Raw genomic sequence first — 16,170 nt, 5'->3', positions numbered from 1 at the left:
CCTATGCTAACTAATCTCTCCATATTGGAGAGTATTGCATACATTTAATAATGATTCAATCGAACAGTTCGAGCCCCGTTAAACGCGTACTAAATAGATCGCTTATAGGCCAATGAAATATGGGCAAAGGCGATTTGTAATTCTGGGCTTGCCCCTTGGAAAACAATGGGGCGCCCCCGCTTTGTAAAACAAATGAGGCGCTTTGAAAAGAACAACGGTACGAATTTAGCGAACTTTAACTCATCCCAGGCTAGCTCACGTTTTAGAATCCATTCCTGTTTAATGCCTTGTTCTGTGATGGTTGTGTGCCCAGTCCACATAAAAAAGGCGACCACGATCATACCGGTATACGCCAGAATGATGCTTGCAATAAGCGGGGTGGCAACCTGATCCCCATACGTGGTGGCAACAAAGCCTAAACGAACGCCAATGATGGCAATAACAACCCATGCAATCAGGGCGATATGTTTAGGCCAAGAGCGCCCTTTAAGTGGCAAAGGGCCGATGGTAGCAAATAAGGACTGTTGGGATTCTTCGGTGGTTTGGGTCATGAGTTCTTTAAAAATAACGCCTTTCCGGCACGACTGGAGGTGGGTCTGCCCAGCTGATCTGAAATCCATGCCCCAGTTTGGACAACATGGTCTAAATCAATGCCGGTTTGGATACCCATCCCATGCAGCATATAAAGCACGTCCTCGGTAGCAACGTTACCCGTAGCGCCTTTTGCATAAGGACAGCCACCCAGTCCAGCCACAGAGCTATGAAAAATAGAAACACCAACCTGCAAGGCAGCCAATATATTAGCTAAGGCTTGACCGTAGGTGTCATGAAAATGGCCTGCAATGGTGTGCAGAGGAATAATACCTGCCACGGATTCCATAAGGCGAGCCGTTTTTAAGGGTGTTCCTACCCCAATCGTATCGGCAATATCGAATTCCTGTACGCCTAAATCACGCATACGACGGACTACATCTAACACAGTATCAATGCTGGTTTCGCCATCATAGGGGCAGCCTAAGGTGCAGCTAATACTGGCACGTAGGCGTAGTCCGGCATCTAATGCGGCCTGAGCCACAGGAGCAAAGCGATCAATGGACTCGGCAATACTGCAGTTGATGTTTTTTTGAGAAAAGGACTCGCTGGCAGCACCAAAAATAACGACCTCGTGGGCGCCTGCGGCTAAAGCGGCCTCAAAGCCACGAAGATTGGGAGTTAGGGCAGAGTAGATCGTGTCTGCGCGCCGTGTGATACCCGCCATCACCTGTGCGCCATCCGCCATCTGAGGCACCCATTTGGGAGAGACAAAGGAGGCAGCCTCTATGTTTTGAAAACCGGCGGCACTTAGCCGATTGATAAACTCAATTTTTAGAGCTGTTTCTAAAAACTGTTTTTCATTTTGTAGACCATCACGGGCAGATACTTCAACAATTTTTACGGCGGTTGGCAAACTCATGGTTGTCTCCTAGGTGCGTAAATAACGTCCGTCTTGTTGTTGGGTTATAAGATTCAGTAGTTCGAGTTGAACAAGGGCGGCCCCAACCTGTGCGGTAGATAGTCCGCATTGATTTTGTATTTGATCGGGGCTCATGCCATCATAGCTGATTACGGTTAATACCTGCAGCAGCATTGGGTCTAGTTGATCAGGAATAGGGGGGCTGGGTTTGACCGAGGCTGGCACAGAATGGTCAAAAGGCAGGGGCAAATTGTGACCTAATTCCTCTAGGATATGTTCGGCGGATTCGACTAATTTAGCGCCATTGCGTATGAGCTGATGACAGCCTTTGTGTAAGGGTGAATGGATAGAGCCGGGTATAGCAAACACGTCACGGCCTATTTCAGAGGCCAGACGCGCCGTGGTCAATGAGCCACTTTTTAGTGCGGCCTCTACGACTAAAACGCCTCTGGATAGGGCAGCAACCAGACGGTTTCGTTGCAGAAAATGGTGCGGCAAACCCCGAGTCCCCAAGGGGTATTCAGAGATCAATAGCCCTTGCGCGGCAATCTGATGGGCTAAATCACGATTACGGGCGGGATACACCAAATCCATGCCTGTGCCTAAGACGGCAATCGTGCTGTTTGGTCTTTGGGCGGCTAAAGCGCCTTGGTGTGCTGCCGTATCGATGCCAGAGGCTAAACCACTGATAATTGTCCACCCTTGCGACACCAGAAAACGAGAAAAATGGTAGGCGTTTTCGTTGCCTGTGGTGGTAGAGCTGCGTGCGCCCACCATGGCTAACGCCTGATAGTTCAACTGATCTAAGTGGCCTTTGGCATACAAAATCAGAGGCGGATCATGTAGATTAAACAGGGCGCTGGGGTATTGGCTGTCTGCTAAGCATAAAATATGTTGATTAGGGGATTGCGCCCACGCAAGAGCCTGTTGAATACGTTGTTCTATATCATCAGAAGGACGAGCATGTAATTGGGCGGCTAACTGAGTGGACACATAGCGACTAAGCGTACCAACTGATTGTTCGTACACCTGATGCGGTAATCCAAAATTAGCCAAAAGTAGGCGTGCCACTGTGGAGTTTAGATTGGGCTCTAAAGACAGTCGCACCCATGCGTACAGTTCAGAAGTAGAGGCAGTAGTATTCATAATTAAATTGTAAGCTGAATCTGTATAGCACGCCTATTGTGCTAAATACGTACGCTTTGACGCGACTTCACATGGACTTTTTAGTAAAAGTAGACAGACTGCATTAAAATAGACGTATTCTGATCTATTTGTATGGATCCTGACTTTTATTGGCCTAACAGCAATTGATTGCTTTGGGCAAAGACGACATTATGGCTTTATTACCTATACTCCAATACCCAGACGAACGCTTACACACGGTGGCTAAACCCGTGGCTCAGGTGGATGACCGTATTCGCCAATTAGTGCAAGACATGGCGCAGACCATGTATGACGCACCCGGTGTAGGGCTTGCTGCTACACAGGTGAATGTACACGAACGTGTGGTCGTGATTGATGTGTCCGAGAACAGCGACGATTTACTTGTCCTTATTAACCCCGAAATTACGTGGTACAGCGAGGACTCAGAGGTCTACGAAGAAGGCTGCCTGTCAGTAGAGGGCGTGTACGACAAAGTGGAGCGTGCCTCCGAGGTAAAAGTAAAAGCCCTTGACGAAAACGGCGAGCAGTTTGAGTTTCATGCCGATGGCTTGCTAGCTGTGTGTGTACAACATGAACTCGATCACTTAGACGGTAAAGTCTTTGTAGAGCATTTATCGTTATTGAAACAGAATCGTATTTTGAATCGCATTCGCAAACAACAGCGCGAGGCAAAAAAGCTGGCAGCTGAAAAGGTAACGGTATGAGCTTAAAAGTCATTTTTGCCGGTACACCAGAGTTCGCTAAGTTGGCATTAGATGCTATTTTGGCGGCGGGCTTTGAGGTTCCTTTGGTGATGACGCAGCCAGATCGCCCCTCTGGTCGGGGCATGAAACTACAGCCTTCAGCCGTTAAACAGGCAGCCTTGGACGCGGATATTCCCGTCGCACAGCCTCTCAGTTTGCGCCTAGACGGTAAGTACCCAGAGGACGCTCAGGCAGCAAAGGCATTGCTGGAATCCATTCAGCCAGATGTGATGGTGGTGGCGGCTTATGGTCTGATTTTGCCGCAGTGGGTGCTTGATTTACCGAAATACGGTTGCCTAAATATACATGCTAGTTTGTTACCCCGTTGGCGTGGTGCAGCGCCTATTCAACGGGCAATTGATGCCGGTGATGCCAAAACTGGCGTAACGATTATGCAGATGGACGCAGGGCTAGACACCGGTGACATGCTATTAGTCCACGAAATCATGATTCATGATGAACACACAGGTGGGACGTTGCATGATGAATTAGCCGAGGCCGGAGCCGCCGCCATCGTAGAGGCTTTAACACGTCTCCCAGAGGGCGAGCTAACCCCAGAGGAACAGCCCGAGGACGGCGTCACCTATGCCGAAAAACTGCTTAAATCGGAATCACCCTTGGATTTTACTCAGTCTGCAGCGGTGTTGGCGCGACGTGTGCGTGCATTTAACCCCGTGCCCAGCTGCACAATGATGCTGCCGGGCTTAGAGCAGCCCGTTAAAGTCTGGCAGGCTCAGGCGTTAAATCAGACCACACAAGCACCAGCTGGTCAGGTTATTGCAGTATCCACCGAGGGTATCGACATTGCAACGGTGGATGGTGTACTGCGTCTGTTGGAACTACAGCGTGCCGGAAGCCGTCGTCAGCCAGTGGCTACGTTTGTGCAGGGGTGGCAGTTGCCCGTTTAAGGGCTTGTTGTTGTCGCCATTCCAGACTGGCGATAACAACACCACTACCACACACAATCGCAATACCGACCCAACTCAGCGCATCTGGAAATTGCCCCCACAGTAGCCAGCCTAGACCTGCCGCACTGATGATTTGTAAGTACACAAAGGGGGCTAACAATGAGGCTGGGGCGCGTTGGTAGGCTTGGATTTGTAATAAATGCCCTAAAGCCCCAAACACGCCAGTGGCAAACAAAGCCAGCCAGTGCGGGGTGTCAAAGGTACTAAAAATGGGCCAGATTTCCGGCAGGATAAATGGCATGATTAAGGTAGTAAGCACCGTACCTACGCTGCCACTCCAGATCAAGGTCGTCATGGCATCGTCCACGGCTACACGTCGTGTCACGATGTACTGGGTTGCAAATAACACCGCAGTAATAAGCCCAAATGTCACCCCCAACGGGTGCAGTCCAGAACCTGGGCGGATAATCAACATCACCCCCATAAACCCCACCGCAGCCGCGATCCAACGAGAAATGCGAGGTGGCTCTTTGAGCAGCCACGGCGCCACGGCAAGAACCAGCAAGGGGGCTAAAAAGTTAATAGCGGTTGCTTCGGCTTGGGGTAGATAACGCAGGGCTGAAAAAAAGGACAGCGTGGCAAACAACATAATAAAGCCACGAAGAATCTGAGCAGTAGGGCGTTTTGCTTTGAGGACTTTTATGCCCTTGATCGGCACGATAATGCCCACGACTAAAACTAAATGGATTAAATAGCGCACCCAACACATCACCAACAGGGGTAAACCTGCCGCCATAATCCATTTACCGCTGGCATCTAATGATGACAGCGCCCATGTCGATAAAATTAATAAAACAATACCAAGTAAAGGGCGCTGCGCCGTCATAGAAAATACCTAATTAAGACAAGATAGACTCAATAGTATGACCTACATTTAGCAAATGTGCATCGTGATAGGCGGGGGCAGCCAACATCAAACCCACGGGGGCGCTTTGCGCTGAATGGCAAGGCAAAGAAAGCGCACAACCATTTAAAAAGTTGATGATCGCTGGATTACGTAAGATCAGACCATTGGCACGGAAATACGCGTCTTCGTCTGCTAATTCGGCAATGGTAGGCGGAATAACGGGCGTGGTAGGCAATAACAACCCATCATAAGGGGCCAACAGGCTTTCCATCTGTGCAATCCAAAGCTCACGGACTTGTTGTAGCTCAATGTAGTCCGCTGCACCTTGCTCTTTGCCGCGTAAAATACGTGAACCCACACGTGGATCATAGAGCGATTCGTGTTGCTCGATGAATTCTTTATGATAGAACCACGCCTCGGCACAAACAAAACCACCTAAGCGATTGATATGAGGCAGCTGATCGAGTTCAGGAATTTCTATTTCGTCTATCTGTACCCCTTGCGCTTTGAGTTTCGCAACCGCTGCGTGGAACTGCGTTAATACCGTGTCATCGGCATGATTGAACACATAGTTCGTCGGCATCAATAAACGCAAATGGCTGGGGTCAAGGGCCTCTAGGATGGGTTCAGGCTCATTGCTTAATACCGCATCCACCAAGGCGCAACACTCTACGGATAGCGCTAAAGGGCCGCTGGAATCCAAAGAATGGGATAACGGCATCACCCCATTCGCAGAAATACGTTCTGCGGTAGGTTTAAAGCCGGTAATGCCACAAAAGGCAGAGGGAATACGAATAGAACCGCCCGTATCAGTACCAATGGCGGCGACGGCCATACCATCAGCAACCGATACCCCCGCACCAGAGGACGAGCCACCGGGGATACGGCCTGTTTCACGATCCCAAGGAGACATAGGCGTGCCGTAATGAGGATTGATCCCCAAACCGGAAAAAGCGAACTCCGTCATATTGGTGCGTCCAATAATGACCGCGCCTGCCTCCAGTAACCGTTGGACTAGGGTGGCGTTCTCGGTGGCAGCAGGAGCCTCTTTTAGCAAAGCCGAAGCACCACGGGTCACATCACCCTTGTAGTCAAACAAGTCTTTAATAGAGATAGGAATACCCTCTAGTGCAGAGCGCGCTAACCCAGCCTGACGCAAAATATCAGATGCCCGCGCAGCCGCTAATGCTTGGTCTGCATACACATTGATAAATGCGGTAGCGCCCTGACCATTTGGGTCAGCAATACGCGCTAATGCAAGCTCAGTAAGAGCTACAGCCGTGGTTTCGCCCGTATTTAAGGCGTGTTGTAATTCGCGAATCGTAGCAAAAGTGGTAGGCATATCCCTATCCCTATAAATAAAAACAACGAGGGGTTAAGCGATTTCTGGTAGGAAATCGATGTCGTATTGCTGACGGATACGGCGGTTTAGGCGCGGATCAAAAAGCTCCATGATGAATTGGCTCGCAGGGCGAATAGAACCAATGGTAGCTACCGTACCGCAAGTCATTACCGTATTAGCTGGCATATGATCTTGTTTGAAATGTTTTTTCATCAGATCAATGGGGTGCAATAACGAAGCCACTGCACCGTCCTGATACGCGACCAGCTGACCGTCCTCAAGAATCCAAGCACGTAATTGTAACTCGTCCCAATGGTCTGCTACATCGCTGTATAACCATGCTTCCGAGGCAACAGGTTTAACGCAAATCTGCTTGGACAAAGCAACGCTATGAGCCTCAAGAGCGCGATCAGTGTGATCGGAAGCTAGGCTGACACATAATTCATCACCATGATTGAAAACGAGGACTTCGGCCTCGCCTGAACTGTGTGGGCCAACGACTTGAATCACATCGCTTTGTACCAATTGGTTTGTAGCAATACGGTAATACAAAGGCACATCGCTAGGGCGGGGTACGCCAAGTTCAGCCAGCTCTAGAATATGGTGTTCGATCGCATCACGATCGCGTCCGGCCCAACCAGCCACAATACATTGATGAACTTGAGTGTGGATCTGTTCGGTACTGCCATTGGCACGAACTAATTGAAACTGTAGTTGCATGGAAAACAAACCTTAACCAAATAAACGGGGAAGCCAAAGAGCTAGATCGGGATAAACGGCAAGTAAAAACACCATACCCAATAGCATCAACACAAAGGGGAAACTGCCCAGCATGACATCATTCATGCTGCCTGAAGTACGCAAGCTTTGAACCACGAATAGATTCAAACCTACCGGAGGCGTAATGAGCGCAACCTCAACTAACACAATAATCGTGATACCCAGCCACACGGGGTCATAACCCAGAGCGATCATGACAGGAGCAACGATTGGAATAGTGGTAATCATCATGGAAAGGGTTTCCATAAAACAACCCAATACCAAGTAAAACACAACCAATACCAACAGCATCATGACTGGGGAAACACCCAAATCTGTGATGGCAGTAGTAATCGCGGTTGTTAAACCAATGCCAGACATGATGAAGTTCAAGAAAGCCGCACCGATAATGATAAGCATAATCATGGCGGTGGATTTCATCGTGCCTTCAAAGGTTTCGCGCAACATGCGTAGAGTTAAGCGTTTGCCCAGTGCGGCAAGAATTAGCGCACCGACTACGCCTAAGGCCGCCGCCTCGGTTGGCGTGGCAACCCCAGCATAAATGGAACCCACCACCAGCCCGAAAATCGCGAGAGGCGGAATTAAGTGGACAAGACTGGCAAAACGAGCCGACCAAGACGCGCTGATTTTTTTACCACCCCATTCAGGCTTGATGATACAAGCGACTGCAATGGCAACGATAAATAAAAGCGCCATACCCAAACCGGGCAAAATACCAGCCAAATACAGTTTAGGTACAGAGGTGTTGGTTAATACACCATAGATAACTAAGTTAATCGATGGTGGAATCAAAATACCTAAAGTACCACCAGCGGCTAAGCTCCCTAAAAAGAGTGGCTCGTTATATTTTTGTTTTTCGATTTGCGGCAGAGCCACTGTACCCACCGTAGCGGCAGTCGCCACACTGGAGCCCGACGTAGCCGCAAAAAGTGCGCTGGCCCCGATATTGGCGTGCATTAACCCACCGGGCAGCCAAGACAACCAAAGACTCATGGCGTTGTACATACGTTCCGCTAAACCGGAACGCAGTAAAATCTCACCCAACATGATGAACAAGGGCACAGCAACAAGCAGGAACTCATTGCTGGTTCCCCATGCCACCTCGCCCATGGCTCGGCTTAATGGTAAAAAGGAATACAGTGGGTCAAGAACAAGACCTAATACACCTAAGGCCGCCCCGACAGGGATACTAATCCCAATAAAAACTAAGAGTAAAACTAAGGCCGTGGCGATCATGGCTTTTGCTCCATTTGGACTAGGCGTTTGCCGGATTCGGCTTCTTCGGAGGCTTCTTCTTTGGTGGTGCGAATACCGCAAATAGCACGCACACTTTGAATATCACCGGTGATAAGAGCAAGAGAAGCCCGTAACAACATTAACGCTAATACCACGCATAACCAGGCTAACCCAGCGGCCCATAGGCTTTGGGGAATCCACAGCGGAGTACCTAGAATGGTATTTGCCGTCGATTGGCTTTGCCATGACATGCCAGCGACTTCGCCAGCATAACGTGTCAAATACACAATAAAAACAGCTAAAGAGACAAGGGCAATCCAGTCGAAGAAGGCAGCCAGACGTGCTGGCAAATATTGATAAATCGCATCAATACGGATATTGGCACGATCTAGGGTGGCGAACGATAAGGCCCACGACACGCTAATGGCAAAGGCATAACCAGAGAGCTCATCAGAACCCCCAAGTGGAGCATTCAGAAACTTACGACTCAGTACATCAGCCGTAATATAGAGCGCGCTGATAAGGGTAAGACTACCAGCGACCCAGATAGCGATACGAGACAACAGGGTTGCGCCGTTGAGTAGCTTACCGAGTAGGGGAAAGGGGGTAGAGGTTGTCATGAAGATACCTAAGAGAAAGGGGGCGTTTGACCCTGTGTGAAATCAAACGCCCCGGTTTTGTCTACGCACAAAGCGGACAAAACAAACCACTTACTATTTGCTAGCTGTTAAGTCCACAACCGGGCCAATGTATTGATTAAAGCTATCTACACAATCAGCAGAACAACGTTTTGCCCAGCTTGGGATCACGGTGCTGCTCATGACCTCTTTGAGCAGTTTTTGGTCGTCTGCGCTAGGCTCAACCAATTTCATTTTGCCTTTAGGCTCTAGCGTACACGCTTCGGCGCCTGTATTACAGTCGTAACCTTGTTGGGTTTCGATTGCAGCCGCATCCCACACGTTATTGACCAATGTTTTTACGTTTTGCTCTAGGAACTGCTGAACCTTAGGATCAAGCTTATTCCAGAACGCTTTGTTAGCCACGATGAGCTGTTGGTTCCAGTTAATGGGTAAGGCGTACAAATGATCGCTGACCTCGTACCATTTTGCTGAATAACCAGATAGAGACCCAGTAATAGCGCAATCCACTACACCGTTTTGTAACGCAGGTACAACCTCACCAAAGGGGATAGTCACACTGCTGCCACCAAAAGCCTGTACAAACTCGGCTTGAGTACGGCTACTGGTGCGAACTTTTTTGCCTTTTAGTGACGCTAAACCGTCAAAGCCACCTTTACAAAACAGCACTTGAGCAGGGTAGGTAGACATACCTAATAACTTAGCGTTATTGGCATCGTAATGTTTTTCGTAAGCAGGTAAAAAAGCATCGGTGATTTCGCGTGCTGTTTTAATATCAGGCGCTAAACCAGCCAAATCAATGGCTTCATTGATTGGGTTATCCGTGGCAAAGTAGGCAAGAGTAGCGCTACCAATCGGAATGACGCCTTGACTAACCAAGCGCAATACCTCTGGGCCTTTTAATCCCATTTCGTTGTAGCCCTTGATGTCTACGGTAATGCTGCCATTGGATAGTTCGGGAATTGTTTTAGACCAAAAAGGCAATTCGCCGTTTTGGTAGGCTGTCAGATTGCTTAGACCACCCACAACCGTTAGTTTGGTTTTAGGTAAATCGTTCACGACCTCTTGTGCCTGAGCATTAAAGGCGGCTAAACCTAAAAATAAAGATGTAGCTAACAGACGTTTCATACGAAGTCTCCTGAATGTGAGCCCATAACTAAAGAAAGATAATTAATTTGGATTGCACCTTATTGGTAGAAAACTGTCCAATTGTATGTCTAAATACGCAGGTATAAGTTTTTCTTATAGTTCGGGTTCAAAGTTTTTGGCAATGGTTTGAGCTAGACGAGCTACGGTTCGTGCCGCATGACTGTCTGGCGAGTCTAGCCAATGGGCATAAAAATTTAACGAAGGCAGCGGTTTTTCTACCCGCAAAAGACGTAATTCCCCTTGGGATAAAGCGGTTTTCACCAGAGTCTTAGCAAGCAGGCTAGGCCCCATGCCGCGCGAGGTCATATGGATGATCGTACTCAGCGACGCACAGCCATAAATTCGGGGTGAAGTGACCTTGGCTTCGTGTAAAAGATGGCTCACAACACGGTAAGGTAAGCTGCCGACTGGATAGGTAATTACAGGGTAAACCCCTAGCTCAGAAACCGTCAAAATACGACCATGTAGTTTAAGAGCTGGGCTTGCAACCCACGTTAACGGATACTCACCAAGCGGTAAACGCTCTGTTTTTGTACCAATATCATCACCCACAAAAAAAGCTAAATCTAATTGATAATTCAGCAGTTTTTCGCGCAAAACCTGACTGGTATTAACATGAATTTCGATGATAAGGGCAGGGTATTGGGTATGCAGTTGCTCAATAAGCAGGTGCAACCACGTATGGACTAAGGTTTCGGCAACACCTAAGTGAAACGTGCCGCGAATCACATCTGCATTTTGGGCGACGCGCAGCATTTCATTGCGCAATTCCAGCATACGTTGGGCATGAGACAGTAACTCTTGGCCTTTATCAGTTAATTTAATCCCTCTGGCGCTACGATCAAAAACGCGCGTAGCCACCTGTCGCTCGAAACTGGCGATACGTTGTGATATAGACGGTTGTGTGGTGTTGAGCTTTTCGGCGGCAGCACTAAAGCCGCCTAATTCTGCTACCCAAACAAAGGCTTCGATCTGCTTGAAATCAATCATAAATGAACCTGTTTTAGATAGGTTAATATAGCGCCAGAAAATAACGACGTGTGATGTAATGAAAACACTATAATCAGCGCTATGAGTACAAAAATTTTAATCGTGCGCACCTCGTCCTTGGGTGACTTGGTGCATATGCTGCCCGCTATCAGTGATATTGCGGCTCAGATTCCTGACGCACAGATAGACTGGGTCGTCGAAGAATCCTTTGCTCAAATTCCGCTATGGCATCCAGCAGTAAATAATGTCATCACTGTCGCGCATCGACGTTGGCGTAAAAACTGGTGGTCAGCCCAATCCAGAGCCGAACGAGCTGCATTAAAAAAACGAATACAAGAAACCCAGTATGATCTGGTGTTAGACATGCAAGCCCTGTTGAAAACGGTGTGGATTACCCGTATGGCGCGCGGTGTAAAACACGGCTTAGATTGGAAATCAGCCCGTGAACCATTGGCATCGTTGCTGTTTGACGTAAAGCATCGTGTTGAATTTTGGCAGCCAGCGATTACACGCCAACGGCTGCTCGCATCACTCGCCTTTAACTACCAGTATACCGGTTCGCCCGATTATGGATTGCAAGCAATCTCAAATAGTGTGCAGGTTGAGCCCGTTGCAATGATTATGCCATCAGCCAGCCGTGACGATAAATTATGGCCTGTCGCCAGTTGGCATAAAGTGTTTGATTATGTGCAGTCACAGGGATTGGGTTTGCGATTATTGGCAGGCAGCCCGGCGGAAACCCAGCGCGCCGAGCAATTAATTGCAGGGCGCACGAATGCGGAGGTCTTGCCACGCATGGGATTAACCGAAGTCGCCCATGAACTAGCAAAAGCAACCGTAATGATTGGATTAGACAGTGGATTGACGCATTTATCCGCAGCACTAGAGCGACCGACTATAGGGATTTATAAGGCCTCTACGCCCGTACGAACCCCATTAGTAAGCAGTGCCTATGTGGCAAGTTTAGGCGAAAGAGGCATAGAACCCACAGCTGATATGGTGCTTAGTGCAGTGCAGCAAGCCTTAAATCAAAGTTAACAGTACAATAAGTATTCAAAGATTATAGGTTGTGGACTGTTGAATCGATTTATTTACACCTTGTTGTTGCGGCTGATCTCGCCTTTTTTATTGGCGTGGATGAGTCTGCGCGCGCGCAGATCGGGCGGTAATTGGCAGGTCTATAGCCCATTACGATTTGGGTATTATGGTAAACAAGCACCGCCCCGAGGCCCATTTGTTATGGTGCATGCCGTAAGCTTAGGCGAAATGCGGGCTGCTCAGCCATTGGTACAAGCCCTATTGTCAGAGGGCCATAAAGTCCTATTAACCCACTTAACCTATACCGGTTATGCCGAAGGGCAACGCGCCTTTAACAAAGCCATCATCGACGGACAGTTAATTCAACAATGGCTGCCCTATGACTTTCCCGGCGCAGCCAAACGGTTTTATGCCCATTACCAACCCCAATTGATTGCCGTCATAGAACGCGAAGTCTGGCCTAATCTATTACACCAAGCAAGACGCGCAGACATTCCTGTGTTGTTGGTTAGTGCGCGCTTTTCTGCGCGATCCTTACACAAAGCCGTCCGCATGGGGGCCTTGATGCGTACTGCTTATGCACGCTTTACCGCCATTTATGCCCAGACCTTTCAGGACGCTCAACGTTTAGAACACGCAGGGGGCAAAGCCGTCCGTGTATCTGGCAATTTTAAATTTGATGTGCAGTTATCTGCCGATCAAGTCGAACGCGGTAAATGGTTTGCTGACAGCTTAGGACGTAAAATTGTCGTCATCGCCAGTACCCGAGAGGGCGAAGATCAGCAATTTATTGATGCCATACGGCGCTATATTAAACGTGAACAACAGCAAGACCTAGACTGTCACCAACGCACGTTGTTTTACTTAATTCCCCGTCACCCACAGCGATTTGAGTCTGCTGCGACATTACTGCAGGCCGAAGGCTGGAACGTGGTACGTCGATCAGAGCTAATGCAAACGGGCGATGGCACCAGCAGTTCCTTGGCATGTTGTAAAAATGCAGATGTACTGTTGGGGGATTCATTGGGCGAAATGGCGTGGTATTACTCTCAGGCGCAGGTCGCTATTGTGGGGGGCAGTTTTGCGGCGTTAGGCGGACAAAACTTTATCGAGGCATGTGCCTTGGGCGTGCCGGTGATTGTTGGGCCACATACACGTAATTTTGAACAAGCCGTCAGCGATGCCTTAGCAGAGGGTGCGGCCTTGCGCGCCAACAATGCCGAGACAGCGGTAAAACAAGCCATGCAACTTTTAGAGGACAGCACCCAACGCCAACGCATGGCAGATGCGGGGCATCATTGGGTACAAAAACACACCGGTTCCGTACAGCGTGTCATGACTGGAATTAACGAAGTCCTAAACCAACACCTACCGCCAGATCAACGTCAACATTAAAAGCGACGCCTATTTCTATCAATAGGGATAGGCAGATGGTATCCATGTAGGCAGACCGTGCCGATCATGTCGCCATTAGTCGCAGACACAAAAAAACCCGCCGTGGCGGGTTTTTCGCTATCTATACAAAAATATTAGATTTTTTGTACGGATTTGGCTTGTGGGCCTTTTTGACCTTGGGCTGACTCGTAGGAAACGCGTTGGTTTTCTTCGAGTGATTTGTAGCCTGTGCCAAGGATATCAGAGTGGTGAACGAAAAGATCTTTACCACCGTTTTCAGGGGAGATGAAGCCGAAGCCTTTTTCGTTGTTGAACCATTTTACGGTGCCGTATTCTGTTTGCATGATGCATTTCCTAAATAATAATGAGCAATGTGCCCTAAGAACAGATTGTCAAGGTACAAAATTAGGCAATGCGATTTACTGTCTAGCAAACTGTATTGAACGAACTTCGACGAACTTGATAACCTACTTATTAACTGTAGTATGAAATAGCACCTGTAGTCAAGGTAAATTCACTAGGGTTTGTGCTTAGTGTTCTTGTCATCACCCTGTAAGAAATTGAGCAGTAGTTTCGCGCTGGCAGATAATTCATTTTTACGACGCACCGCTAATAATAAATGGCGCTTGCTCCAGTCGTCTTTTAAATGAATAAAATGCGTATTAGGAATGTGAAAGGTACGCGTGCTTTGATGGGGCAATACACCGATACCCATACCGGCATTAACTAATAAACACATCGCCTCATAACTATCTACTTCTGCTCGTATATTGACACTGCGGTTTGCTGCCATAGCTACCTTGGTGATCTGATAGTTAATTTGTGTACCAGAACGCAGAATAATCTGCTCGAAACCTAAACATTCCTCGAAATACAAATAGTCATATTTTGATAATAAATGTTGTTTTGGAACTAATAATCCCAAGGTGTCTTCACAAAAAAAAGAAGACTCAATGTTCGCATCATGAGGCAAGTCCGTGTAAATGCCGATATCTGCCTGTGATTTTTCTATTTCGTAGACAATATTTAAACTGTTTTTCTCCTCTATTTTTAAATGAATAGAGGGGTGTTTTGAAATGAAATCGGATAATAAAAAGGGTAGGTTTTGGGTAATAGCAGAAATGTTCGCCAGTATATGTACATGGCCCTGCTCCCCCTGAGAATAACCTTGGATATGCTGTTTGATGTCTTGCACACTATTCAGTAGGCTGCGGGCGCGGTACAACAACTCTAGACCAGCCTGAGTCGGGCTAACCCCTTTGTTTGTGCGGCGTAGTAAGGCCGTACCCAGCTGACTTTCTAGCTCGGCAATACGGCGGCTAATAGCAGCAGCGGCAATATGCTCTCTAACGGCAGCTTGGCTAATTGTGCCTTCTTCGATGACGCGTACAAATAATCGCAAACTAACTAAATCCATCCTAATCCCCCCACAAATCTCATGGCGTTATAGTACACCGTAGCGTGTGGAGCGATGTGATGGCATGACCGAATTACGAGCCAGATGCCTAAACCAAACAAAAACCCCCCGCGCTGTAAAACAGGGCAGGGGGTTTTTGCTATTAAGCGATAGAATTAGATCGCTTTTTTACCTGACAAAAGGAAACCAGCATTAGGAACACGGGTTTCTAGGCCTAAGGTTTTTAACATCTGATATACCGTCGCCACAGAAGCCGACAAAACGGGTTTGCCAATCATGTCTTCAGCGCGCTGAATGGCAGGTAGCGAAGGCATCTGTACACAAGCAGATAGCACCACCGCATCAACGCCATCATGATCCAGACGTTTTACGTGTTCCAACAAGTTTTCAGGATTCAATAAACCCACCTCTAGGTTGTCCGACACCTCTAGGCTAATGGAATCTTTAACCGCAATCCCCTCGTGTTCGATGTAATCCACCACTAATTTAGTCAGTGGTTTCATGTACGGAGTAATAACGGAAACTTTTTTGATACCGAACTCGGTCATGCTGTCTACCAATGCACCGGCAGAACTTAATACCGGAATATCTACGCCAGTGCTTTTAACCGCTGCCTCTAGGCGGGTTTGGGATTGGCGGTGGTAGCCATTGCCTTGGGCCATAATGGCAACCAAACAAGCGTATGCCATCACATCACAGCGCGCATCGGCTAATTCAACCACACAACGGTCGCTGGCAGCATCCATCGCTTTGAGTTCTTCGGGCGTCACATTCATCATGCGCATGCGTGATGAGTGAAAGGTAAAGCGGTCTTCGGGGGTCTGTGCCATACGAGCATGTAGCATCGCTGGGATTTCTGTTTCCATCGTGGTGTTGGAACTGGGTACGATTTGACCGATACGGTAAGTTTTCATGTGTCTCCGCCTTTATAAAATAAGCTGATATAACCAATAGATACTACGTAGTGTAGGATACGCATCGTCCTGCGTAAAACAATGATTGAGCAT

General features: G+C 48.1%; 17 protein-coding genes. 4 read left to right on the top strand and 13 right to left on the bottom strand.

The window, feature by feature from the left end; translation table 11 throughout:
• Positions 1–89 precede the first annotated feature (89 nt).
• Genes Q0Z62_RS05195 through dprA form a run of 3 tightly spaced genes read right to left on the bottom strand, consistent with a single transcriptional unit; the run spans position 90 to position 2,599 of the window.
• Positions 90–551, bottom strand: a complete 462-nt coding sequence (locus Q0Z62_RS05195) for a hypothetical protein (protein WP_269901106.1) — start codon at positions 549–551, stop codon at positions 90–92.
• Entirely contained in the window at positions 548–1,453 is a 906-nt protein-coding gene (locus Q0Z62_RS05190) for a hydroxymethylglutaryl-CoA lyase (RefSeq protein WP_298051715.1), read from the bottom strand. The genes Q0Z62_RS05195 and Q0Z62_RS05190 overlap by 4 nt, the downstream gene beginning before the upstream one ends.
• Before the next feature lie 9 nt (positions 1,454–1,462).
• Entirely contained in the window at positions 1,463–2,599 is a 1,137-nt protein-coding gene (dprA, locus tag Q0Z62_RS05185) for a DNA-processing protein DprA (protein WP_269901108.1), read from the bottom strand.
• Positions 2,600–2,790: 191 nt separating this feature from the next.
• Here dprA and def point away from each other — a divergent pair, with 191 nt between their 5' ends.
• A complete protein-coding gene (gene def / locus Q0Z62_RS05180; protein ID WP_269901109.1) occupies positions 2,791–3,324 on the top strand; it encodes a peptide deformylase in 534 nt (177 codons plus the stop codon).
• The gene (gene fmt, locus Q0Z62_RS05175) at positions 3,321–4,271 is read left to right on the top strand and encodes a methionyl-tRNA formyltransferase (protein ID WP_298051707.1); all 951 of its coding nucleotides are present in this window, start codon (positions 3,321–3,323) and stop codon (positions 4,269–4,271) included. Before def ends, fmt begins: the two co-directional genes overlap by 4 nt.
• Here fmt and Q0Z62_RS05170 read toward each other — a convergent pair.
• From Q0Z62_RS05170 to Q0Z62_RS05140, 7 genes are all read right to left on the bottom strand, one after another.
• Positions 4,237–5,157: a DMT family transporter gene (locus Q0Z62_RS05170; protein ID WP_298051703.1), complete on the bottom strand. Its 921-nt coding sequence runs from the start codon at positions 5,155–5,157 to the stop codon at positions 4,237–4,239. The genes fmt and Q0Z62_RS05170 overlap by 35 nt on opposite strands.
• A gap of 13 nt (positions 5,158–5,170) precedes the next feature.
• Entirely contained in the window at positions 5,171–6,520 is a 1,350-nt protein-coding gene (locus tag Q0Z62_RS05165; RefSeq protein WP_298051700.1) for an amidase, read from the bottom strand.
• Between the two features lie 33 nt (positions 6,521–6,553).
• Positions 6,554–7,240 carry a DUF2848 domain-containing protein gene (locus tag Q0Z62_RS05160; protein ID WP_269901113.1) on the bottom strand — a complete coding sequence of 229 codons (687 nt, stop codon included), beginning with the start codon at positions 7,238–7,240 and terminating at the stop codon, positions 6,554–6,556.
• A 12-nt stretch (positions 7,241–7,252) separates the two neighbouring features.
• Complete coding sequence (locus Q0Z62_RS05155) at positions 7,253–8,536, bottom strand: TRAP transporter large permease (RefSeq protein ID WP_298051696.1); 1,284 nt, start codon at positions 8,534–8,536, stop codon at positions 7,253–7,255.
• Positions 8,533–9,156, bottom strand: a complete 624-nt coding sequence (locus Q0Z62_RS05150; RefSeq protein ID WP_269901115.1) for a TRAP transporter small permease subunit — start codon at positions 9,154–9,156, stop codon at positions 8,533–8,535. The genes Q0Z62_RS05155 and Q0Z62_RS05150 overlap by 4 nt, the downstream gene beginning before the upstream one ends.
• 93 nt (positions 9,157–9,249) lie before the next feature.
• Complete coding sequence (locus tag Q0Z62_RS05145; protein ID WP_298051692.1) at positions 9,250–10,302, bottom strand: TRAP transporter substrate-binding protein; 1,053 nt, start codon at positions 10,300–10,302, stop codon at positions 9,250–9,252.
• Between the two features lie 114 nt (positions 10,303–10,416).
• Entirely contained in the window at positions 10,417–11,313 is an 897-nt protein-coding gene (locus tag Q0Z62_RS05140) for a LysR family transcriptional regulator (RefSeq protein ID WP_298051689.1), read from the bottom strand.
• An 81-nt stretch (positions 11,314–11,394) separates the two neighbouring features.
• Between Q0Z62_RS05140 and waaC the strand changes: the two genes are divergently transcribed.
• Entirely contained in the window at positions 11,395–12,351 is a 957-nt protein-coding gene (gene waaC / locus Q0Z62_RS05135) for a lipopolysaccharide heptosyltransferase I (RefSeq protein ID WP_269901118.1), read from the top strand.
• Positions 12,352–12,450: 99 nt separating this feature from the next.
• A complete protein-coding gene (locus Q0Z62_RS05130; protein ID WP_298051684.1) occupies positions 12,451–13,746 on the top strand; it encodes a 3-deoxy-D-manno-octulosonic acid transferase in 1,296 nt (431 codons plus the stop codon).
• A 134-nt stretch (positions 13,747–13,880) separates the two neighbouring features.
• On the opposite strand, the gene Q0Z62_RS05125 is transcribed toward Q0Z62_RS05130, so the two are convergent.
• The 3 genes from Q0Z62_RS05125 to Q0Z62_RS05115 all read right to left on the bottom strand — a co-directional run bounded on the left by Q0Z62_RS05125 (position 13,881) and on the right by Q0Z62_RS05115 (position 16,077).
• A complete protein-coding gene (locus Q0Z62_RS05125; RefSeq protein ID WP_269901120.1) occupies positions 13,881–14,090 on the bottom strand; it encodes a cold-shock protein in 210 nt (69 codons plus the stop codon).
• 173 nt (positions 14,091–14,263) lie between these two features.
• Positions 14,264–15,163 (bottom strand): LysR substrate-binding domain-containing protein, encoded by a 900-nt coding sequence (locus Q0Z62_RS05120; RefSeq protein WP_298051679.1) that lies wholly within the window; start codon positions 15,161–15,163, stop codon positions 14,264–14,266.
• A 155-nt stretch (positions 15,164–15,318) separates the two neighbouring features.
• Positions 15,319–16,077 (bottom strand): aspartate/glutamate racemase family protein, encoded by a 759-nt coding sequence (locus Q0Z62_RS05115; RefSeq protein WP_269901122.1) that lies wholly within the window; start codon positions 16,075–16,077, stop codon positions 15,319–15,321.
• Positions 16,078–16,170: the final 93 nt, after the last annotated feature.

The sequence above is a fragment of the uncultured Paenalcaligenes sp. genome (assembly GCF_947630565.1).
GTDB classification, from domain to species: Bacteria; Pseudomonadota; Gammaproteobacteria; order Burkholderiales; family Burkholderiaceae_B; genus Paenalcaligenes; species Paenalcaligenes faecalis.
Note: the sequence above shows the minus strand (reverse complement) of the source record. Positions and strands in the feature narration are given on the sequence as shown.

Coding starts and splice junctions, on each gene's coding strand:
- waaC (WP_269901118.1), top strand. CDS start 11,395: ATGAGTACAAAAATTTTAATCGTGCGCACCTCGTCCTTGGGTGACTTG.
- dprA (WP_269901108.1), bottom strand. CDS start 2,599: ATGAATACTACTGCCTCTACTTCTGAACTGTACGCATGGGTGCGACTG.
- Q0Z62_RS05170 (WP_298051703.1), bottom strand. CDS start 5,157: ATGACGGCGCAGCGCCCTTTACTTGGTATTGTTTTATTAATTTTATCG.
- Q0Z62_RS05145 (WP_298051692.1), bottom strand. CDS start 10,302: ATGAAACGTCTGTTAGCTACATCTTTATTTTTAGGTTTAGCCGCCTTT.
- Q0Z62_RS05150 (WP_269901115.1), bottom strand. CDS start 9,156: ATGACAACCTCTACCCCCTTTCCCCTACTCGGTAAGCTACTCAACGGC.
- Q0Z62_RS05165 (WP_298051700.1), bottom strand. CDS start 6,520: ATGCCTACCACTTTTGCTACGATTCGCGAATTACAACACGCCTTAAAT.
- Q0Z62_RS05160 (WP_269901113.1), bottom strand. CDS start 7,240: ATGCAACTACAGTTTCAATTAGTTCGTGCCAATGGCAGTACCGAACAG.
- def (WP_269901109.1), top strand. CDS start 2,791: ATGGCTTTATTACCTATACTCCAATACCCAGACGAACGCTTACACACG.
- fmt (WP_298051707.1), top strand. CDS start 3,321: ATGAGCTTAAAAGTCATTTTTGCCGGTACACCAGAGTTCGCTAAGTTG.
- Q0Z62_RS05140 (WP_298051689.1), bottom strand. CDS start 11,313: ATGATTGATTTCAAGCAGATCGAAGCCTTTGTTTGGGTAGCAGAATTA.
- Q0Z62_RS05115 (WP_269901122.1), bottom strand. CDS start 16,077: ATGAAAACTTACCGTATCGGTCAAATCGTACCCAGTTCCAACACCACG.
- Q0Z62_RS05155 (WP_298051696.1), bottom strand. CDS start 8,536: ATGATCGCCACGGCCTTAGTTTTACTCTTAGTTTTTATTGGGATTAGT.
- Q0Z62_RS05120 (WP_298051679.1), bottom strand. CDS start 15,163: ATGGATTTAGTTAGTTTGCGATTATTTGTACGCGTCATCGAAGAAGGC.
- Q0Z62_RS05130 (WP_298051684.1), top strand. CDS start 12,451: ATGAGTCTGCGCGCGCGCAGATCGGGCGGTAATTGGCAGGTCTATAGC.
- Q0Z62_RS05195 (WP_269901106.1), bottom strand. CDS start 551: ATGACCCAAACCACCGAAGAATCCCAACAGTCCTTATTTGCTACCATC.
- Q0Z62_RS05125 (WP_269901120.1), bottom strand. CDS start 14,090: ATGCAAACAGAATACGGCACCGTAAAATGGTTCAACAACGAAAAAGGC.
- Q0Z62_RS05190 (WP_298051715.1), bottom strand. CDS start 1,453: ATGAGTTTGCCAACCGCCGTAAAAATTGTTGAAGTATCTGCCCGTGAT.